Origin of the sequence: Actinokineospora cianjurensis, from assembly GCF_003663795.1 — a bacterium.
GTDB lineage: Bacteria > Actinomycetota > Actinomycetes > Mycobacteriales > Pseudonocardiaceae > Actinokineospora > Actinokineospora terrae.
The window spans coordinates 229,405-245,800 of record NZ_RCDD01000003.1 but is presented as its reverse complement, the minus strand read 5'-3'; the positions used below and the strand labels follow the sequence as shown (position 1 = coordinate 245,800).

General features: G+C 71.1%; 15 protein-coding genes. 4 read left to right on the top strand and 11 right to left on the bottom strand.

Annotated elements, in window-relative coordinates; genetic code table 11:
* Positions 1-154 precede the first annotated feature (154 nt).
* From CLV68_RS34090 to CLV68_RS20765, 5 genes are all read right to left on the bottom strand, one after another.
* Positions 155-418, bottom strand: coding sequence for a hypothetical protein (locus CLV68_RS34090; RefSeq protein WP_170224475.1), 264 nt, complete (start codon positions 416-418; stop codon positions 155-157).
* Positions 419-618: 200 nt separating this feature from the next.
* Positions 619-1,494, bottom strand: coding sequence for an NAD-dependent protein deacetylase (locus CLV68_RS20780; protein WP_121392909.1), 876 nt, complete (start codon positions 1,492-1,494; stop codon positions 619-621).
* 301 nt (positions 1,495-1,795) lie between these two features.
* Positions 1,796-3,853, bottom strand: a complete 2,058-nt coding sequence (locus CLV68_RS20775; protein ID WP_121392581.1) for a xanthine dehydrogenase family protein molybdopterin-binding subunit — start codon at positions 3,851-3,853, stop codon at positions 1,796-1,798.
* On the bottom strand, positions 3,850-4,848 hold the full coding sequence (locus tag CLV68_RS20770) for an FAD binding domain-containing protein (RefSeq protein ID WP_121392580.1): 999 nt from the start codon (positions 4,846-4,848) through the stop codon (positions 3,850-3,852). The genes CLV68_RS20775 and CLV68_RS20770 overlap by 4 nt, the downstream gene beginning before the upstream one ends.
* Positions 4,845-5,348 (bottom strand): (2Fe-2S)-binding protein, encoded by a 504-nt coding sequence (locus CLV68_RS20765; RefSeq protein ID WP_121392579.1) that lies wholly within the window; start codon positions 5,346-5,348, stop codon positions 4,845-4,847. Before CLV68_RS20765 ends, CLV68_RS20770 begins: the two co-directional genes overlap by 4 nt.
* Before the next feature lie 247 nt (positions 5,349-5,595).
* Between CLV68_RS20765 and CLV68_RS20760 the strand changes: the two genes are divergently transcribed.
* On the top strand, positions 5,596-7,251 hold the full coding sequence (locus CLV68_RS20760) for a sensor histidine kinase (RefSeq protein ID WP_121392578.1): 1,656 nt from the start codon (positions 5,596-5,598) through the stop codon (positions 7,249-7,251).
* Positions 7,252-7,341: 90 nt separating this feature from the next.
* Here CLV68_RS20760 and CLV68_RS20755 read toward each other — a convergent pair whose 3' ends face one another.
* Entirely contained in the window at positions 7,342-7,974 is a 633-nt protein-coding gene (locus tag CLV68_RS20755) for a response regulator (RefSeq protein ID WP_121392577.1), read from the bottom strand.
* Between the two features lie 150 nt (positions 7,975-8,124).
* Between CLV68_RS20755 and CLV68_RS20750 the strand changes: the two genes are divergently transcribed.
* The 3 genes from CLV68_RS20750 to CLV68_RS20740 are packed head-to-tail and all read left to right on the top strand — an operon-like array spanning position 8,125 to position 10,596.
* Entirely contained in the window at positions 8,125-9,030 is a 906-nt protein-coding gene (locus CLV68_RS20750) for a hypothetical protein (protein WP_121392576.1), read from the top strand.
* Between the two features lie 12 nt (positions 9,031-9,042).
* Entirely contained in the window at positions 9,043-9,786 is a 744-nt protein-coding gene (locus CLV68_RS20745) for a hypothetical protein (protein WP_121392575.1), read from the top strand.
* Positions 9,787-9,840: 54 nt separating this feature from the next.
* On the top strand, positions 9,841-10,596 hold the full coding sequence (locus CLV68_RS20740) for a homocysteine S-methyltransferase family protein (RefSeq protein WP_121392574.1): 756 nt from the start codon (positions 9,841-9,843) through the stop codon (positions 10,594-10,596).
* Here CLV68_RS20740 and CLV68_RS20735 read toward each other — a convergent pair.
* The 5 genes from CLV68_RS20735 to CLV68_RS20715 all read right to left on the bottom strand — a co-directional run bounded on the left by CLV68_RS20735 (position 10,571) and on the right by CLV68_RS20715 (position 16,304).
* Positions 10,571-12,217, bottom strand: a complete 1,647-nt coding sequence (locus CLV68_RS20735) for an ABC transporter substrate-binding protein (protein ID WP_121392573.1) — start codon at positions 12,215-12,217, stop codon at positions 10,571-10,573. The genes CLV68_RS20740 and CLV68_RS20735 overlap by 26 nt on opposite strands.
* A 14-nt stretch (positions 12,218-12,231) precedes the next feature.
* Positions 12,232-13,494, bottom strand: coding sequence for an ABC1 kinase family protein (locus CLV68_RS20730; RefSeq protein ID WP_121392572.1), 1,263 nt, complete (start codon positions 13,492-13,494; stop codon positions 12,232-12,234).
* 17 nt (positions 13,495-13,511) lie between these two features.
* Entirely contained in the window at positions 13,512-14,150 is a 639-nt protein-coding gene (locus CLV68_RS20725) for an NHL repeat-containing protein (protein ID WP_121392571.1), read from the bottom strand.
* Positions 14,147-15,037 (bottom strand): class I SAM-dependent methyltransferase, encoded by an 891-nt coding sequence (locus tag CLV68_RS20720; protein ID WP_121392570.1) that lies wholly within the window; start codon positions 15,035-15,037, stop codon positions 14,147-14,149. The genes CLV68_RS20725 and CLV68_RS20720 overlap by 4 nt, the downstream gene beginning before the upstream one ends.
* 70 nt (positions 15,038-15,107) lie before the next feature.
* A complete protein-coding gene (locus CLV68_RS20715) occupies positions 15,108-16,304 on the bottom strand; it encodes a DUF6004 family protein (RefSeq protein ID WP_121392569.1) in 1,197 nt (398 codons plus the stop codon).
* Positions 16,305-16,396 lie beyond the last annotated feature (92 nt).

Here is a 16,396-nt window from a genome sequence, read left to right as displayed (position 1 = left end):
GGATCTCCGTTCCCCTGGATTGGCGCCACAAGTGGTACCAGGGGTCGGTCGCGCCGTGCGCGGATTTGTCCACAGGCCCACCTGGACGGCCGTTTCCCGCCGGGGCAGCGGGTTCTGGGCAGGCTGGGTCCGGAATCCAGCTCATGATCGGTCCTCAGTGGTTCGGGTACTCGGTGCCGTCCTCGGCCATCTGCGCGTCGCCCTCGCCCAACTGGCCCTCGTCCTGCTGGTTGTTCCTGCCGACGAGCTTGAGCTTCAGGATCAGCTTGGTGTTGCGGAGCAGGAGTTGGCGGACGACGGACGGGCGGAGGGAGTCGGTCGCGGCGGCGGCGGTCGCGGAGGAGGTGACGGCGGTGGTGGTCAACAGCGCGAGCAAGGTGGTGGCGACGGTGATGGCGGAGGTGAGTGGACGAGCCATGACGCGACCTCTCTGGCTGGGACGAGCGGTTCTCGGTTGCGGTTGGGGGATGTTCCAGGTGCGGTTTGGTGATGCGAGAACGCCGCCTACCACCCCAACGTGATTTCCGGTGACCGACTGTGGAGCCAGCCCGGCCCGGGACTCGGGCAGCCGGGAACCACGGCCCCGCCAACCGGTGAACGCCCGCTACCGTCCGTCGGCTACGCCAGCCGGTCGACCAGCTCCGTGAGCGCCGGGCCCAGCGGCCGGTCGACCCGCACCGCCGCGTGCGCGTCACCCCGGGTCGGGCCCTTGGTGATGATGAGGACCGGTGTGCCCCGCGTGGCGGCGCGGCGGACGAACCGCAGGCCGGACATGACCGTCAACGACGACCCCAGGACCAGCAGCGCCGCGGCGGCGTCGACCACGTCGTTGCACTGCCGTACGCGCCCCTGCGGCACGTTCTCCCCGAAGAACACGACGTCCGGCTTCAGCACACCCCCGCACGAGACACACCCGACGACGGTGAACCCGATCGTCTCCTCCTCTGACAGGTACACGTCGCCGTCAGGGTTGACGGTGTCCGGTACGGCCGCCTGGAAGTCGGGGTTGGCGGCGCGCATCCGTTCGTCGAGCGCGGCGCGCGGCGTGGTCTCCCGGCAGCTCAGGCAGACCACGCGGTCCAGGTTGCCGTGCAGGTCGATGACATCCGGCGTGCCTGCCGCCTGGTGCAGGCCGTCGACGTTCTGGGTGATCACGCCGCTGAGCAGGCCCGCGGCGTGCAGCGCGGTGATCGCGTGGTGCCCGGCGTTCGGGGCGGCCGCGGCGATGGTGCGCCACCCGATGTGGCTGCGCGCCCAGTACCGCTGCCGGGCGTTCGCGGTGCCCACGAACTCGCCGTAGGTCATCGGGATGTGCTTGCGCAGGCTCCCGGCCGCGCCGCGGTAGTCCGGGATCCCGGACTCGGTGGACAGCCCCGCCCCGCTCAACACCGCGACCCGGCCCCTGCCGACGACGGCCACGACCTCGTCGAGGCTCGCGGTGCGGGGGAGGGGCTCCCCGGCATCGGTCCAGGTCAGCGTCGGCCGGACCCGCAACGACGGCGTACCGGGGGTGTAGTGGGCGCCCATGTCCCCAGTCTACGGAACCCGCCCCCCATCGGGCGCGGTCCCTTGGCCATGCGATGTCGCCCTGACCTGCGCGAACCTACCAGATCCAACTCCCCTGTTTGTATATCCACTATGAACTATCAAGATAACCGATGGTTGGTCACAGAGCCAGTGTCACCAATCAGCACAAACGCACAAACGCCATGAAGGGGGAGGCCAGGCGATCTAGGACCTTGACCAGGGGACTCCGGCTTGGCCGCCGAGCCGGGTGGCGGCCAAGCCGTCGAGGTCAGGGGAGGCCCGGGAGGAGCTTGTCCAGGGTCAGCGGGAGGTCGCGGACGCGGACCCCGGTGGCGTGGTGGGCGGCGTTGACGATGGCGGCCGCGGTGCCCACGATCCCGATCTCGCCGATGCCCTTGGCGCCGAGCGGGTTGACGTGCGGGTCTTCCTCGTCGATCCAGAACGCCCGCACGTCGGCGGCGTCGGCGCAGGAGGCGATGTGGTAGCTGGCGAAGTCGTGGTTCATGACGTGGCCGAAGCGCGGGTCGAGCTCGCTGTTCTCGTGCAACGCCATCGACAGGCCCATGGTCATGCCGCCGATGAACTGCGAGCGGGCCGTGCGCGGGTTGATGATGCGCCCGGCCGCGAACACGCCCAGCAGCCGCGGCACCCGGATCTCGGCGGTGTCAACGTGTACCCGGACCTCCGCGAACTGCGCACCGAACGCGTAGGTCGCGTACCGCTCGTTGAACGGACCCTGGTCGTGGGTCCCCTCAGCTTCGTCACCGTCGTCCGGGTCCATGCCGAACTTGTCCCGGAACGCCTCGACAGCGGCTAGGACGGCCGACCCCCAGGTAGCGGTACCGGTGGACCCGCCAGCCGTGGACGCGTACGGGTAAGACGTGTCGCCAATGCCGACATCGACCTGATCGAGAGGCACCTCGAGCGCGTCGGCCGCGATCTGGGGGAGCACCGTCCACGCCCCGGTGCCCAGGTCGGCGGCACCGATCTCGACGGTGTAGCGCCCCTGGTCGTAGCGGATGGCCGCCGTGGCGCGCATGGTGAAGGCCGGGAACACGGCGGCGGCGACCCCGGTGCCGACCAGCCAGTCGCCGTCGCGGCGGGGTGCCCGGTCGGCCCAGCCGAACCGGTCGGCGCCCTGGCGCAGGCAGGCGACCAGGTTGCGGCTGGAGAACGGCTTGCCGGACTCGGGGTCGACGTCGGGTTCGTTGGCCACGCGCAGGTCGATGGGGTCGATGCCGAGCGCGTCGGCGAGTTCGTCGATGGCGACCTCGGGTCCGAACATGCCGGGGCACTCGCCGGGCGCGCGCATCCAGGTGGGGACGGCGACGTCGAGCGCGGCGACGCGGTGGCTGGTGGCGCGGTTGGGCGCGGCGTACATCATGCGGGTGGCGGCGCCCGCGTGTTCGACGTACTCGCGGATCCTGGCGGTCTGGCCGGTCGCGGTGATGGCGATGGCAGTGAGTCGGCCGGTGTTGTCGGCGGCGACGCGGGTGTGCTGGGTGGTGGGCGTGCGGTAGCCGACGAGGACGAACATCTGCGCGCGGGTCAGGGTGAGCCGGATAGGGCGGCCGGGCAGGGCGCGCGCGGCGAGTGCGGCTATGACAACGGGAGCGTGGGGCTCGCCCTTGGCGCCGAAGCCGCCGCCGACGTAGGGGCAGATGACGCGGACCTGGTCGGGGCGCAGGTCGAGGACCTCGGCGAGGGTGGTGCGCACGGCGTGCACGCCCTGGGTGGAGTCCCAGAGGATGAGGGTGTCGTCCTGCCACAGCGCGGTGGTGGCGTGGGGTTCCATCGGGTTGTGGTGGTTGGTGGCGGTGGAGTAGACGTGGTCGATGGTGTGGGTCGCTGCGCGCATGGCGGCGTCGACGTCGCCGGTAGTGGTATCCGCTGGTGCGCCTGTGATGAGCCTGTCGGGGGTGTAGAGGTCGTCGCGGTCGGGTGAGTAGGCGCTGTCGTGTTCGTCGACGTGGTAGGTGAAGTGGACGAGTTCGGTGGCGTGGCGGGCGATTTCGGAGGTGTCGGCGATGACGGCGCCGATGATCTGTCCCCGGTAGGCGATTTCGTTGTCCTGGAGGACGTGGAGTTCGGTGTTCTCTACGGGGGTGAGTTTCTGGACGTCGCCGGGGGTGAGGATCGTGAGGACTCCTGGTAGGGCCAACGCGTCGGTTATGTCTATCTCGGTGACTTGGCCTTTGGCGATGGTTGCTTGCAGGAGTGCGCAGTAGGCGGCGTTGTCGGCGGGGGTTTCGTAGGCGTAGGTGGCGGTACCGGTGACTTTGGCGTGGCCGTCGCGGCGGGGGATGTCTTGTCCGATGGTGTTCATCGTGGTTCCTCGGCCAGTTGGCGGAGCACGGCGGTGGTGGTGCGGATGAGGAGTGGGACCTTGAAGGCGTTGCCGCCGTCGAGTCCGTCGAGGGTGCGCGCGTCGGCCAGTTCTGTCTCGGCTGCCAGGCGGTAGGTGTCGTCGGTCGCCGGTTCGCCGATGAGGATCTGTTCGGCGGCGTGGGCTCGCCAGGGTTTGTGGGCGACGCCGCCGAAGGCGAGGCGGGCGTCGGTGATGACGCCGTGGGTGACCTCGAGCGCCGCGGCGACGGAGACGAGCGCGAAGGCGTAGGACGCTCGGTCGCGGACCTTGCGGTACCGGGATTGCCTCGCGATGGGGGAGTCGGGGAGCTCGATCGTGGTGATGAGGTCGCCGTGGTCGAGGACGGTGTCGCGGGTGGGGTCGTCGTCTGGGAGTCGGTGGAGGTCGACGAAGGGGATGGTGCGTTCGCCGTCGGGACTGAGGACGTGGACGGTGGCGTCGAGGGCTGTTAGCGCTACCGCCATGTCCGAGGGGTGGGTGGCGACGCAGTGGTCGGAGGCGCCGAGGATGGCGTGGCCGCGGGTGAAGCCGCCGAGGGCGGCGCAACCGGAGCCGGGGCGGCGTTTGTTGCAGGGTGTGGTGGTGTCCTGGAAGTAGGCGCAGCGGGTGCGTTGGAGGGGGTTGCCGCCCGCGGTGGCCATGTTGCGCAGTTGCCCGGAGGCGCCGGAGAGCAGGGCCTCGGCGAGTGCGGGGTAGCGGGTGCGGACGCGGTGGTCGGCGGCGATGTCGCTGTTGCGGGCGCCAGCGCCGATGAGCAGGCCGCCGTCGACCTCGGTGATCTCGGTGGTGGTGGCCGTGCTGAGGTCGATGAGCAGGTCGGGGTGGGTGATGCCGAGTTTGAGGTGGTCGACGAGGTTGGTGCCGCCCGCGAGGAACGCGGCGGTGGGGTGCGCGGCGGCGAGGTGGACCGCGGTGTGGGCGTTCTCGGGTGTCTGGTGGTCGAAGGGCCTCATCCGCGGGCCGCCTGTTCGACGGCGGTGATGATGTTGGTGTAGGCGCCGCAGCGGCAGAGGTTGCCGCTCATGCGTTCGGCGATCTCGGCGCGGGTGGGCTCGGGGTCGGCGGTGATGTCGCCCGCGTGGCTGGGGTGGCCCTGGGCGAGTTCGGCGAGGGCGCCGACGGCGGAGCAGACCTGGCCGGGGGTGCAGTAGCCGCACTGGAAGGCGTCGTTGTCGAGGAACGCCTGGTGGACGGGGTGGAGGTGGCCGTCGGGGGCGAGGCCGTCGGCGGTGGTGATGTCGTGGTCGTGGGTGGTGACGGCGAGGGTGAGGCAGGCCAGGACGCGGCGGTCGTCGAGCAGGACGGTGCAGGCGCCGCACTGGCCGTGGTCGCAGCCCTTCTTGGGGCTGGTGTTGCCGAGTCGTTCGCGCAGCAGGTCCAGGAGGGTGGTGCGGGTGTCGACGCGCGTGGTGCGGGTGATCCCGTCCACGCGGGTGGTGATCTCGGTTTCCACGCCTCGGCGGTACCCGGCCGTTCCCACGGTGAACCCCTCTCGTGCGGTTGTTCGTCGTCTCCCGGTCTACCGCATTCCGGGGGTGTCCACAGGGGACGGCGGCAGTGGTGGTGACTGCGCGTGGCGGGTTCTAGCGGGTTCGGGGTCGCCTCCCCGGACGAGGTGATCTTTGGGGGTGCCCCTATCGGGGTGGGGTGGTCCGTGACAGTCTGCGTTCTGCCGTAGCCACGATCGCGGGAGAGTCGCCATGGGGCAGCCCGGTAGGGCAACCGATCTGATCTCCGGGCTGCGGCTCGACGAGTTGTTGCGGGAGTTGCACGAGCGGCTCGGCGACCTGATGCACACCCGTGACAGCCTGCAGGGGCTGTTGGACGCGGTGATGGCGGTGGGCGCGGGCCTGGAGTTGGACTCGACGTTGCAGCGGATCGTCCGAGCCGCCACCGATCTGGTGGACGCCCAGTACGGGGCATTGGGGGTGCTCGGTGACGGTGGGTTGTCGCGGTTCGTGCACGAGGGCATCGACGCGGGCACGCGGTCGCGGATGGGGCACCTGCCGGAGGGGCGCGGGTTGCTGGGTCTGCTGATCGAGCACCCGGAGCCGATCCGGTTGACCGACCTGGCCAAGCACCCGGCGTCGGTGGGGTTCCCGCCGAACCACCCGCCGATGGGCAGCTTCCTGGGTGTGCCGGTGCGGGTGCGCGGTGAGGTGTTCGGGAACCTGTACCTGACCGAGAAGCGCGGTGGGCCGTTCACCGCCGACGACGAGGCCGTGGTGCAGGCGTTGGCGGCCGCGGCGGGTGTGGCAATCGAGAACGCGCGGCTGTTCGAGCGGTCGCGTGACCGTGAGCGGTGGTTGACGGCGGCTGGTGAGGTGAACACGCAGCTGTTGGCGGGGGCGTCGCAGGGGGAGACCCTGGACTTGATCGCGCGGCGGGTGTTGGAGCTGACCGAGGCGGATTGTGCGTTGATCCTGCTGGTGGACGAGACGACCAGGGACCTGCTGCGGGTGGGGGCGGCGACCGGGGAGGTGTCGGCGGAGCTGGACGTGTCCGCGTACGGGCCGTTGATCGAGGCGGTGTTGCGGGCGGAGCAGCCGCGGGCGGTGGCGGACCTGTCGGTGGAGGTGGAGTTCGGGGCGTTGGGTCCGGCGGTGGTGGTGCCGCTGCGGACCGCGGGTGGTGTGTTGTTGGCGGCGCGGGAGAAGGGCGCGCGGACGTTCGGGGCCGACACCGCGCCGATGTTGGCGTCGTTCGCGGGTCAGGCGGCGGTGGCGTTGGAGTTGGCGGAGAAGCAGCGGGCGCAGCGGATGCTCGACGTGCTGGCCGACCGCGACCGCATCGCGCAGGACCTGCACGACCACGTGATCCAGCGGTTGTACGCGACCGGGATGAGCCTGCAGGGCACGTTGCGGCGGATCGAGGACCCGGAGGCGCGGGCGCGGGTGCACCGGTCGGTGGAGCAGTTGGACCAGACGGTGCGGGAGATCCGGACGTCGATCTTCGACCTGCAGGCGGTGGACGACTCGGCGAGCCTGCGGCGGCGGTTGCTGGACGTGGTGGCCGAGGTGGGCGCCGGTGCGGCGACGTCTCCGGCGGTGTCGATGGCGGGGGCGATCGACACGTTAGTGCGGCCTGAGGTGGGGGAGCACGCGGTGGCGGTGCTGCGGGAGGCGTTGAGCAACGCGGTACGGCACTCGGGCGCGGCGGAGATCGTGGTGGAGGTGTCCGCGGGGGACGCGTTGGCGGTGACGGTGCGGGACAACGGTGTGGGTGTGGGGGCACCGTTACGGCGTAGTGGGCTGGAGAACATGCGTAGGCGCGCGGAGCAGTGCCATGGGCGGTTCGAGGTGGAGTCGTCGGAGAGCGGTGGGACCGCGGTGCGGTGGGAGGTCCCTCTTGGTTAGCGCCGGCTGGTTGCGGAACGACAGCTGACTGGTCAACCGGGGCAGCCAGTGGTGTTCTGGCCGTGGCCTGTTAGGGCTGACGGTGGTCGGTCAGCGGCGGCGGAGTTCGGCAGCGAGGACGGCGGCCTGGGTGCGGCGTTGCATCTTGAGCTTGGCGAGCAGGTGGGAGACGTAGTTCTTGACGGTCTTCTCGGCCAGGAACATCCGCTCGCCGATCTCCCGGTTGGTCAGGCCCTCGCCGATGAGGTCGAACACGGCGCGTTCCTGGTCGGTGAGCTGGGCGAGCGGGTCGGTCTCGGTGCGTTCGCGGCGGATCCGGTCGAGCAGTGCGGCGGTGGTCCTGGGGTCGAGCAGCGATCCGCCGTCGGCGACGGTGCGCACGGCGGCGACCAGGTCGGTGCCCAGCACCTGCTTGAGGACGAATCCCGACGCCCCGGCCATGATCGCGTCGAAGAGGGCCTCGTCGTCGGCGAACGAGGTCAGCATCAGGCACCGCAGGTCGGGCAGCGTGGACCGCAGGTCCCGGCACAGCTCGACGCCGGTCCCGTCCGGCAGCCGCACGTCGAGCACCGCCACGTCCGGCTTGACCGCGGGCACCCGCACCAGCGCCTCGGCGACCGAGGCCGCTTCCCCGACGACCTCGATCCCCGGCTCGTCCAACAGGTCAGCCACCCCGCGCCGCACGATCTCGTGGTCGTCGACCAGGAACACCCGCATGCCCACTCCTTCGCTGCCGCCCCCACTGTAGGTGCCCCACCCCACCCCCGCGCGCCCCGGATGACCGGGGTCGGTCGGGACTTTGGTCCCTGCCCGCGTGGTGCACCAAGGTCAACAACGGCCTACGATGCCCTCGGGGCAACAGATGGGGGGCTGATGCATCCGGCGAAGCTCAGGTACCTGCGGCGGTGGTACTTCGCGGGCTTGCTCGCGGCGTTGGTCGTGCTGCTGCTCGTTCGGTTCTTCGTGGTCGGTGAGGTCAACCCCGGCACGGGGGCGCCGCTGCGCAGTGTGTCGGCGCAGGTATTGGAGTCGCTGATCGCGGCGACCGTGGCGGGCGCGTTCATCGCGGTGCTGCTGGTGTGGTTGCTGCCCGCCGACGATCGGGTTCCCGAGTCCGACGTGGTCGAGTCCCGCGAGATCGAACCGCTGATCCGCGCCGAGGCCGCGGCTGCCCGTGAGTGGTGGGTGCGCGCCCGCACCGCGTCCTACTTCCGCTCGCGCACGCTGCCCTGGCTGGCGGAGGCGACCGTTGCCCGCAACGTGTCGATCACCGTCCGCGCGCAGCTGATGGACCCCGACGACGAGCGGTTGCTCACCACCTACATCCGGTACCTCAACACCCGCGAGGGCGCGGCCCGCAAGTGGGACGTCGCGCGGGTGCGCCACGAGATCCTGGCGACGGTGCTGTCGGTGTACGCCTGGCGGGAGGCGTTCCCGAGGCTCGACATCGAGATCGGGCTCAGCCCGACGTTCTGGATCATGAGTCTGGACATGTCGCAGCAGCGGGCGCTGGTGACCGGGCAGTTCAAGGGGCACCCGGCGCTGGAGCACCGGGAGGGGACCGCGTTCTACAACGCGCACCGCGACGAGTTCGACGCGGGTATGGCCGGGTGCCGGGTGTTGGATCCGTCGGTGCGCCTGCCGCGGCCGGAGGACTTGACGACCCAGTCGGTCAAGGAGGCGTTGACCGCGTTGGGGCTGGACCACTCGGGGATCTCGGAGGAGGGCTTCGCGACCATCGGGCAGTACATCCGGCGACCGGAGCACCGGTACGAGTGACTGGGAGGGCGGATGAGCAGTCTGCTGGACTTCCCGGACGACCCGCTGTGGACTGACGCGCACGAGCGTGTCCGCGGCGCGTTGGCGCCCTACCTGGTCGGTTCACCGCTAGAGCGCGCCGTGGAGTTGACCGGTGTGGTCGGTGGTGAGGTGTTCCGGGCGGCGGTACGGGATGTCGTGGCGCGCACGGTCGTCGACGAGGATCTGCTGGCGGTGTGCGCGCGGCGGTCGCAGTGGCATCCGTTGGGGTTCGTGAAGGTGTTGGTGCTGTCGAACGCCGCGTTCCAGGTTCGGATGAACTACTGGCCGGAGGTGGTGGGGGAGCGGGAGGACATCCACGACCACCGGTTCGACTTCGTCTCGACGGTCGTGCACGGCGCGTTGGTCGCGGAGTCGTACGAGTACGCGTCGGCGGAGGGGGGTGAGGTGTTGGACCGGTACGTCGACCGGTTGCCCACCTCCCCGCAGGACCCGTACCTGCTCGACATCGCCGACCGGGTGGCCGTGCGGCCATCGGGGGCGCAGCGGGTGCACCGGGGTGGCGCGTACGCGACGAGTGGTCGGGTGTTGCACCGGGTGGTTCCGATCGGGGCGCCGGTGGTGACGCTGTTCGTGAAGTTCGCCTGCTACCGGCCGGACGCGACCGTGTTGATCACTCCGGGGGCGCCGGCTCCGGCCAGGCAGGCGCGGCGGTACACCAGTCCGGGGCAGGCTCGTGATCTGCTGCGCCGGGTGCTGGGGTTGTGGGGCGGTTGACCGCCGGATGGTTCAGTTTTGTGTGGTAACTTGGCGTGACTGAGGAGGTGCGCCGTGTTGCTGGACGCCAGTGTGCCTGGGCGGTTGCGGGATGCGGGGATCGCGGTCGAGGCGCCGTGGTGGACGAATCGGGCGTTGCTCACGGGGGCTGGGCGGGCGGCGTTGCGGGCGGTGCACGAGGCCGATGTCGCGGCGGGGGCCGATGTGGTGACGGCGGCGACTTTCCGGTGCGCGGAACGGGATCTGCTGGATCTCGGGTTGGCGCCGGGGTCGGGTACGGCGTGGATGGTGCACGCCGCGGTGGGGGTGGCGCGGGCGGCTGCGGGGAACTCGGCCGAGGTGATCGGGTCGGTGGGGCCTGGGGATCCGGCCGGGCACGGGTGGTTGGTGACGGAGTTGGCGCGGTGCGGTGTGGACGTCGTGCTGGCCGAGTCGATGCCCGGGGTGGCCGAGGCGATCACGGTGGTGGAGCACGCCACCAGGGCGGAGGCCGCGGTGTGGGTGAGTTTCCAGTGCGCCGACGATGCCAGGCTCCCGTCCGGTGAGTCCGTTGTGGACGGTGTGCTGCGGGCGTGGGAGCGCGGTGCGGCGGTGGTGTTGCTCAACTGCGGCACCCCGCGCCAGGTCGAGGACGCGCTCAAGGCGGTGCGGGACCGCTACGACGGTCCCCTGGGTGCCTACCCCGACGCCACCGGGGAGCGGTTGGCCGACGCGCTCGCCCGGTGGCGCCTGGACTACGACCTGGCCGTGATCGGTGGCTGCTGCGGCACCACCGCCGCGGACCTCATGGCTCCAGCCACACGGTCGTGAGATCCCCGTTGAGCACCGGGTAGGGCTCCCAGCCGCGCACGCGAGGCGAGTGGAACCAGTACTGGTGGGCGAACAGCACCGGGATCACGGCCATGTCGCGCAGCACCTCGGCCTCCACCGCCCGGTACGCCGCGTTCGCGGTGTCGCGGTCCGACGAGTCGCGGCCTTCCGCGAGCAGCCGGTCCACCCGGGGGCTGGTGTAGAAGCCGAGGTTCCAGCTGCCCTCCGGTCTGCTCTCGAACAGCGGCTGCAGGTAGGTGCGCGCGTTGTCGCCGTGCCAGTCCGGTTCCCAGCCGGTGAACGCCAGGTCCCAGTCGCCGCGCACCGCGGGCTCCGCGGAGGCGAAGTAGGTCGTGAACAGCTCGGTGATCGACACCGGCACCGGCTCCAGCGTGATCCCCGCGCGCGCCAACGCGATCCCCATCTCGTGCACCGACTCCGGGTGGATGTCGCGGTCGCGGTGCACCATCCGCAACCTCACCCCGTGCGGGTACCCGGCCTCCGCCAGCAACGCCCGCGCCGCCTCGGGGTCCCCTGTCGGCGATCCGGGCGGCACCGGGTCGATCGGCGTGTGCGCGGAGCACAACGGCGGCAGCACCCGCCACGCGAGCTCGCTCAACCGCGGCCCGCCCCACACCCGTGACACCGCCGACCGGTCCAGCGCCACCGACACCGCCTGCCGCACCTGCGCCTTGCTGGTGGCGCGGTCCTCGTTGGGGCTGAGCATGTTCACCGCCAGGTAGGGGCTGAACAGGCCGGCCGGGTGGATCTCCAGCCGGGGGTCGCCGAACAGCCGCGGCAGCTCGGCGGTCACCGGCTGGATGTCCCACAGCATGTCGACCTCGCCGGTGTCGACCAGCCGGAACGCTTCCGCCTCGGCGACCCCCATCCGCACCGAAACCTCGTCCAGGTACGCGGCCCGCACCGGGTCGGTCGCCGGGTCCCACGCCGGGTTTCGACCCAGCACCAGCTGTTTGCCCGGCACGTACTCCCGCACCAGGTAGGGCCCACTGGACCGGAGCCTGCGCACGATGTCGTCGCTGCCCGGCAGGAACCCGGAGTACTCGATCGGCGCGGGGGAGGCGCTCGGCAGCGCGAGGATGTTGAGGAAGTCCACCGAGTGCCCCAGCGTGCGCAGCACGATCGTGTCGGTGCCCACCACCTCGATGCCCTCGATGACGCGGCACTCGATCGCGGTGGTCACCTCCGTCGGGTCCAGCGTCGCCAGCTCGTCGCGCAGCCGGGCCAGCCCCCGGATCGTGGCCGCGAAGTAGGTCAACGCGGGGCTGGGCGCGTCCGGGTGCGCGAGCCGTTTGATGCCCCTGGCCAGGTCCGCGGCGGTCACCGGCCGGTGGTCGTCCCAGCGGACCCCCTGGCGGATGGTGAACACGTACTCCTGGCCGGTGGGGTCGAGGCGGCCGTTGGCGCGGGTCGGCAGCTCGGTGGCCATGTCGGCGACCACCTCGCCCGCGGTGGCCTGGTCGCGGCCCGCGCGGTAGGTGACGAGCTGGCGGGTGTAGGCGCGCAGGATCCCGCGGGTGGCGGTGTGCACGGACAGCGCGGGGTCGAGGTTGTCGGCGTCACCGGCGCCGACGAGGGTGAGCGTGCCGCCATGGCGCATGCGGGTGGGTCCTCTCAGGTGGGGCGCCGGGCGCCGAACAGGCCCCGGTTGAGCACGGGCTTGGCCGTCTCCTGGAAGTCGACGCCGGGGTCGAGTTCGCGGATGGTGCCCTCGATGACCAGCAGCGACAGCAGCGGGAAGATCAGCTCGGGTGCGGCGTGCACGCCGTGGCGGCGTTGCAGGTCGAACATCTCGGTGGCGAACCCGATCAGGCTGAACTCGCGCGCGGAGAGCCCGTGCACCCGGACCACCAGCTCGGCCATCCTGGTGAGGAACCCGGGCAGGTCGGCGTCGGGGCGGCGCCCGGTGGAGCTGGCGACGACGATCTCGGCGCACCGGTCGCCGCGGCCGACGGCCATGTTGAGGAAGAACTCGGCGAACAGCACCCGCAGCCGCTCGGTGAGCTGCACGCTGAACCCGGCGTCGAGGACGACGACGTCGCCGCCGCGGGTGAAGTACAGGTTGCCCGGGTGCAGGTCGCAGTGGACGAACCCGTCGACGAAGAGCATGTGGTAGATCGCGGCCAGCGCGGACTGGGCGAAGCGGCGGCGCAGCGCCGGTGGGCAGCGGTGCGCGGTGCGCACGTCGAGGTCCGGGATGAACTCCATCGCCACGCAGGTCGGGCCGCACAGCTCGGGGTACACCGTCGGCACCCACACCCGGGGCACGGCGCTGAGGTCGCGGCGCAGCCGGGTCAGGTTGTCGGCCTCGCGGGGGAAGTCGAGCTGGGCCAGCACCGCGGCGCACATCGCGTCGACCACGTCGGTGACCGGGACCCCGCGCAGCAGCGGCAGCCGGGCGGCCAGGCGAGCGCCGCGCCGCATGATCCGCAGGTCGGCTTCCAGGATCGGGCGGATCTCCGGGCGCAGCACCTTCAGGGCGACCTCGCGGCCCTCGTGGTCGGTGGCGCGGTAGACGCAGGCGACGCTGCCGCCCGCGACGGGTTCGTAGTCGATCGAAGGGAACAGCTCGGTCAACCGCGGCCCATAGATGTCGCGTAGGACCTCCTCGCTGCGCGCGCGGTCCAACGGTGGCACGCCGTCTTGCAGTACCTCCAGCTCCGAGCACAACGCGGGCGGCAGGATGTCGCGGCGCGTGCCCAGTACCTGCCCTGCTTTGACGAACGCCGGTCCCAGCGCCATCGACAACAGGCCGATCTGCCGGTACAGGTGCGGCAGCCCTCTCTCTCGACCGCGCACCAGCACTCTCACCCCGGCGGGCGCGAGCATCACGACGGTGGTGGCCACGACCCTGAGCGCGCGCAGGACATCCCGCATCTGCGACTCCCCTTACCTCAGAACCGCTGGAATCCGGGTAGTTCCACCGCGCGCAGTTGCAGCGTGGCGAGGTCGCAGTACCAGATGAGGCTGCCGTCCCAGGTCAACCCCGCGGGTTTGCCCCACACCCGCACCGACACCTGCTCGCGGCGGGTGGCGACGTCGACCAGGGTGATCGTCGCCCCGTTGGTGTCGGAGTAGGCGAGGAACCCGTCCGAGACGGTCAGCCCCGCCGGTGGGCGCCGCACCGCGACGCAGTCGATGAGGTGGAAGTCCGACGGGTCGCGCAGGTCGAGCACCTTCAGGTCGGCGTACCCGAGCCACAGCCCGTCGCGGCCCGCCTCGATGCCGGTCAGCGTGTGCCCCGGGCGGGGGTTGGCGAACTCGGCGATCACCCGCCCGTCTTCCGGCGCCAGCATCCGCAGGTCGCGGCCGTCCCCGACGACCTGGACCAGGTAGCCGTCCATGGTGGTCAGGTCCGCGCGGATGTCGGCGCACGGGATCTCCCCGGACCGCGCCCCGGTGACGGCGTCGATCGCGGTGATCAGCCCGGTGAACGCCTCGGAGTACCACAGGAACTCCCCGGACCAGGTCACCCCGCACAGTTCCAACGCCCGCAGCGGCAGGTCCCGCACGATCCCGGCCAGGATGGTCACGACGGCTCCCTGCGGCTGATCCCGCACTCCAGCCGCCAGTCCGTGGCCACCCTGACGCCCTCCGGCAGCACTACCCGCGCCCGGATAGCGTCACCTTCCACGACCGGGGTGTGGCGTACCGGCCAGATCCACACCCCCCAGTTGCAGCCCAGGTAAGAGGGGAAGTTCGACAGCGACACCCCCGGCGCCAGATCCGCGGTGAACGACCCCATGACCGCGTGCAGCGTCCCCGGGCGGGTGATGCGCAACGTGCGCGGCGCGGTCGACACCCCGTGCTCGGTCGCCCCCAGGACGCTGTCGCCGATCGGGACCGCGGCGCTGAGCCTGGTCGGCGGCCGTTGGAAGAAGTGCAGGTGCGCGGCCGGTTCGGCGTACTGCTGCACCACGTCGAGGCGGTAGCCCAGCGCGTCGCCGCCCCAGACGCCCCAGCCCTCGTCGTCGAACTCGATCGCGGTCAACGTCGTGGTCAGCCGCTGCGGCACCACCCGCCCGCCCGGCACCAGCGCCCGCCTGGCCACGGCGGCGACGATCTCCGGCATCTCCTCCTCCGGGCCGATGTTGCCCATCAGCTCCGCCACCAGCACATCGGCCCGCCGCGGCAGGTCCACCGTGCGCGCGTCGCCCTGGATGACGGTGAGCTTGCCGGACAGGCCGTTGTCGTCGGCGATCCGCGCGGCCACCGCCGCGGTCACCGGGTCGCCCTCGATGGCGTAGACGTGGCTCGCGCCGTGCCGCAGCGCCATCATCCCCAGCACCAGCAGGCCCGCGCCGACGTCGACCACCACGTCGCCCGGTCGCACCGCCCACGCCAGCGCGTCGTCGTAGGCGCGCAACCGGGTCCGGTCGGCGAGCATCGCCTGGTGCATGACCAGCGATCGTGTGTCCATCACGGCTCCAGACGCGCCAGGACCTCGCCCGGGCGCGGTGGCCCGGGCGAGGTCGGGGGAGGGCGGTGGGTCAGACGTTCACCGCGGCGTGCTCACCGACGATGGACTCCCGCATGACCAGCGACAGCCCGGTGATCCTGGCCTTCTCCACGTCCTCGGTGGTCACCAGCGGCGTGCCCTGCCCCGACAGCGCCAGGTCGGTGCCGGACGGGTCGAGGTCGCGCAGCTGACCGGACAGGTGCACCGGGTTGGTCGAGTACAGCACCCCGCGCGGGGTCACCAGGTCGAACTCGGCGTCGAAGTGCAGCTCGGCCGGGAACCGCACCCGCGACAGCGAGTCCTCGTTGCCCTCGCCGAGCGTGCCGCCCGACGGCTTGGGCCAGCTCGCCCGCAGCATGACCCGGCCACCGAGCTCCGCGCACTCGCCGACCAGGGCGACCCGCGCGATCTGCGCCAGCACCCCGACACCCTCGTCGTGCTTGTCCGGGCCGAACAGCAGGATCTCCATGCCCGCCGCCAACCCGTGGCTGCCCTGCAGCTCCACCCGCACCGTGCGGCCCTCGACCTGGAGGGTGAGCGTCGCCTCGGTCGAGGTCTGGATGATCATCGACGGGTCCACCAGCATCGACATGCACGCCGCCGGGCTGTCGGCGAAGAACACCGTCGGGGTGATCCCGATCGACTCGTTGTCGTCGGTCGAGGGGTACCACGCCTCCGGCAGCGTCGTCCCGCGCACCACGTTCGGCGCCTGCACCAACTCGATCGGCTGGTCCCCGCGCGGCACACCCAGGTACCCGCCGGTCAACGGCTTCTTGAACGGCGGGATCGCGTCCACCACACCGTAGATGTCGATCACGTTGCGGTGCACCAACCGCAGCGTGCTGGTCTCCAGGATGCCGAAGCGCTGGATGTGGAACTCGGCCGGGAAGTTCTTGCCGGGCGAGATCTGCCGCACGTGCCCGGTGTTGGGCAGCAACGGGTTCGACAGGATCTGGATCCGGTCGTTGAGCTCGTAGCTGAAGCCCTTGATGCCGACCTCCGGCGCGCTGATCAGCTCGGTGTCGAACACCGCCCGCCCGGTCGCGTCCACCCGGTGCTCGAACCCGGGCATCGGCCACTTGTTCATCTGCACGAAGCCGGAGAGGTTGATCGTCTCCCGCTTGCCGTTGTAGTAGTCGTCGCCGTAGACGATGGTCGCCGCGGCCAGGATGTGCGGCCGGATCGGCTTCGGCGCGAGGTTGAGCGACTCGTAGGTTTCCCTTGCCACGGTTGGCCTCCAAAGCGGGGCAGGACTTGGGTGAGCACGAGGCAGGCCGCGCCTGGCGGATCATCCGCACGAGACCGGCTCCGACCATGACG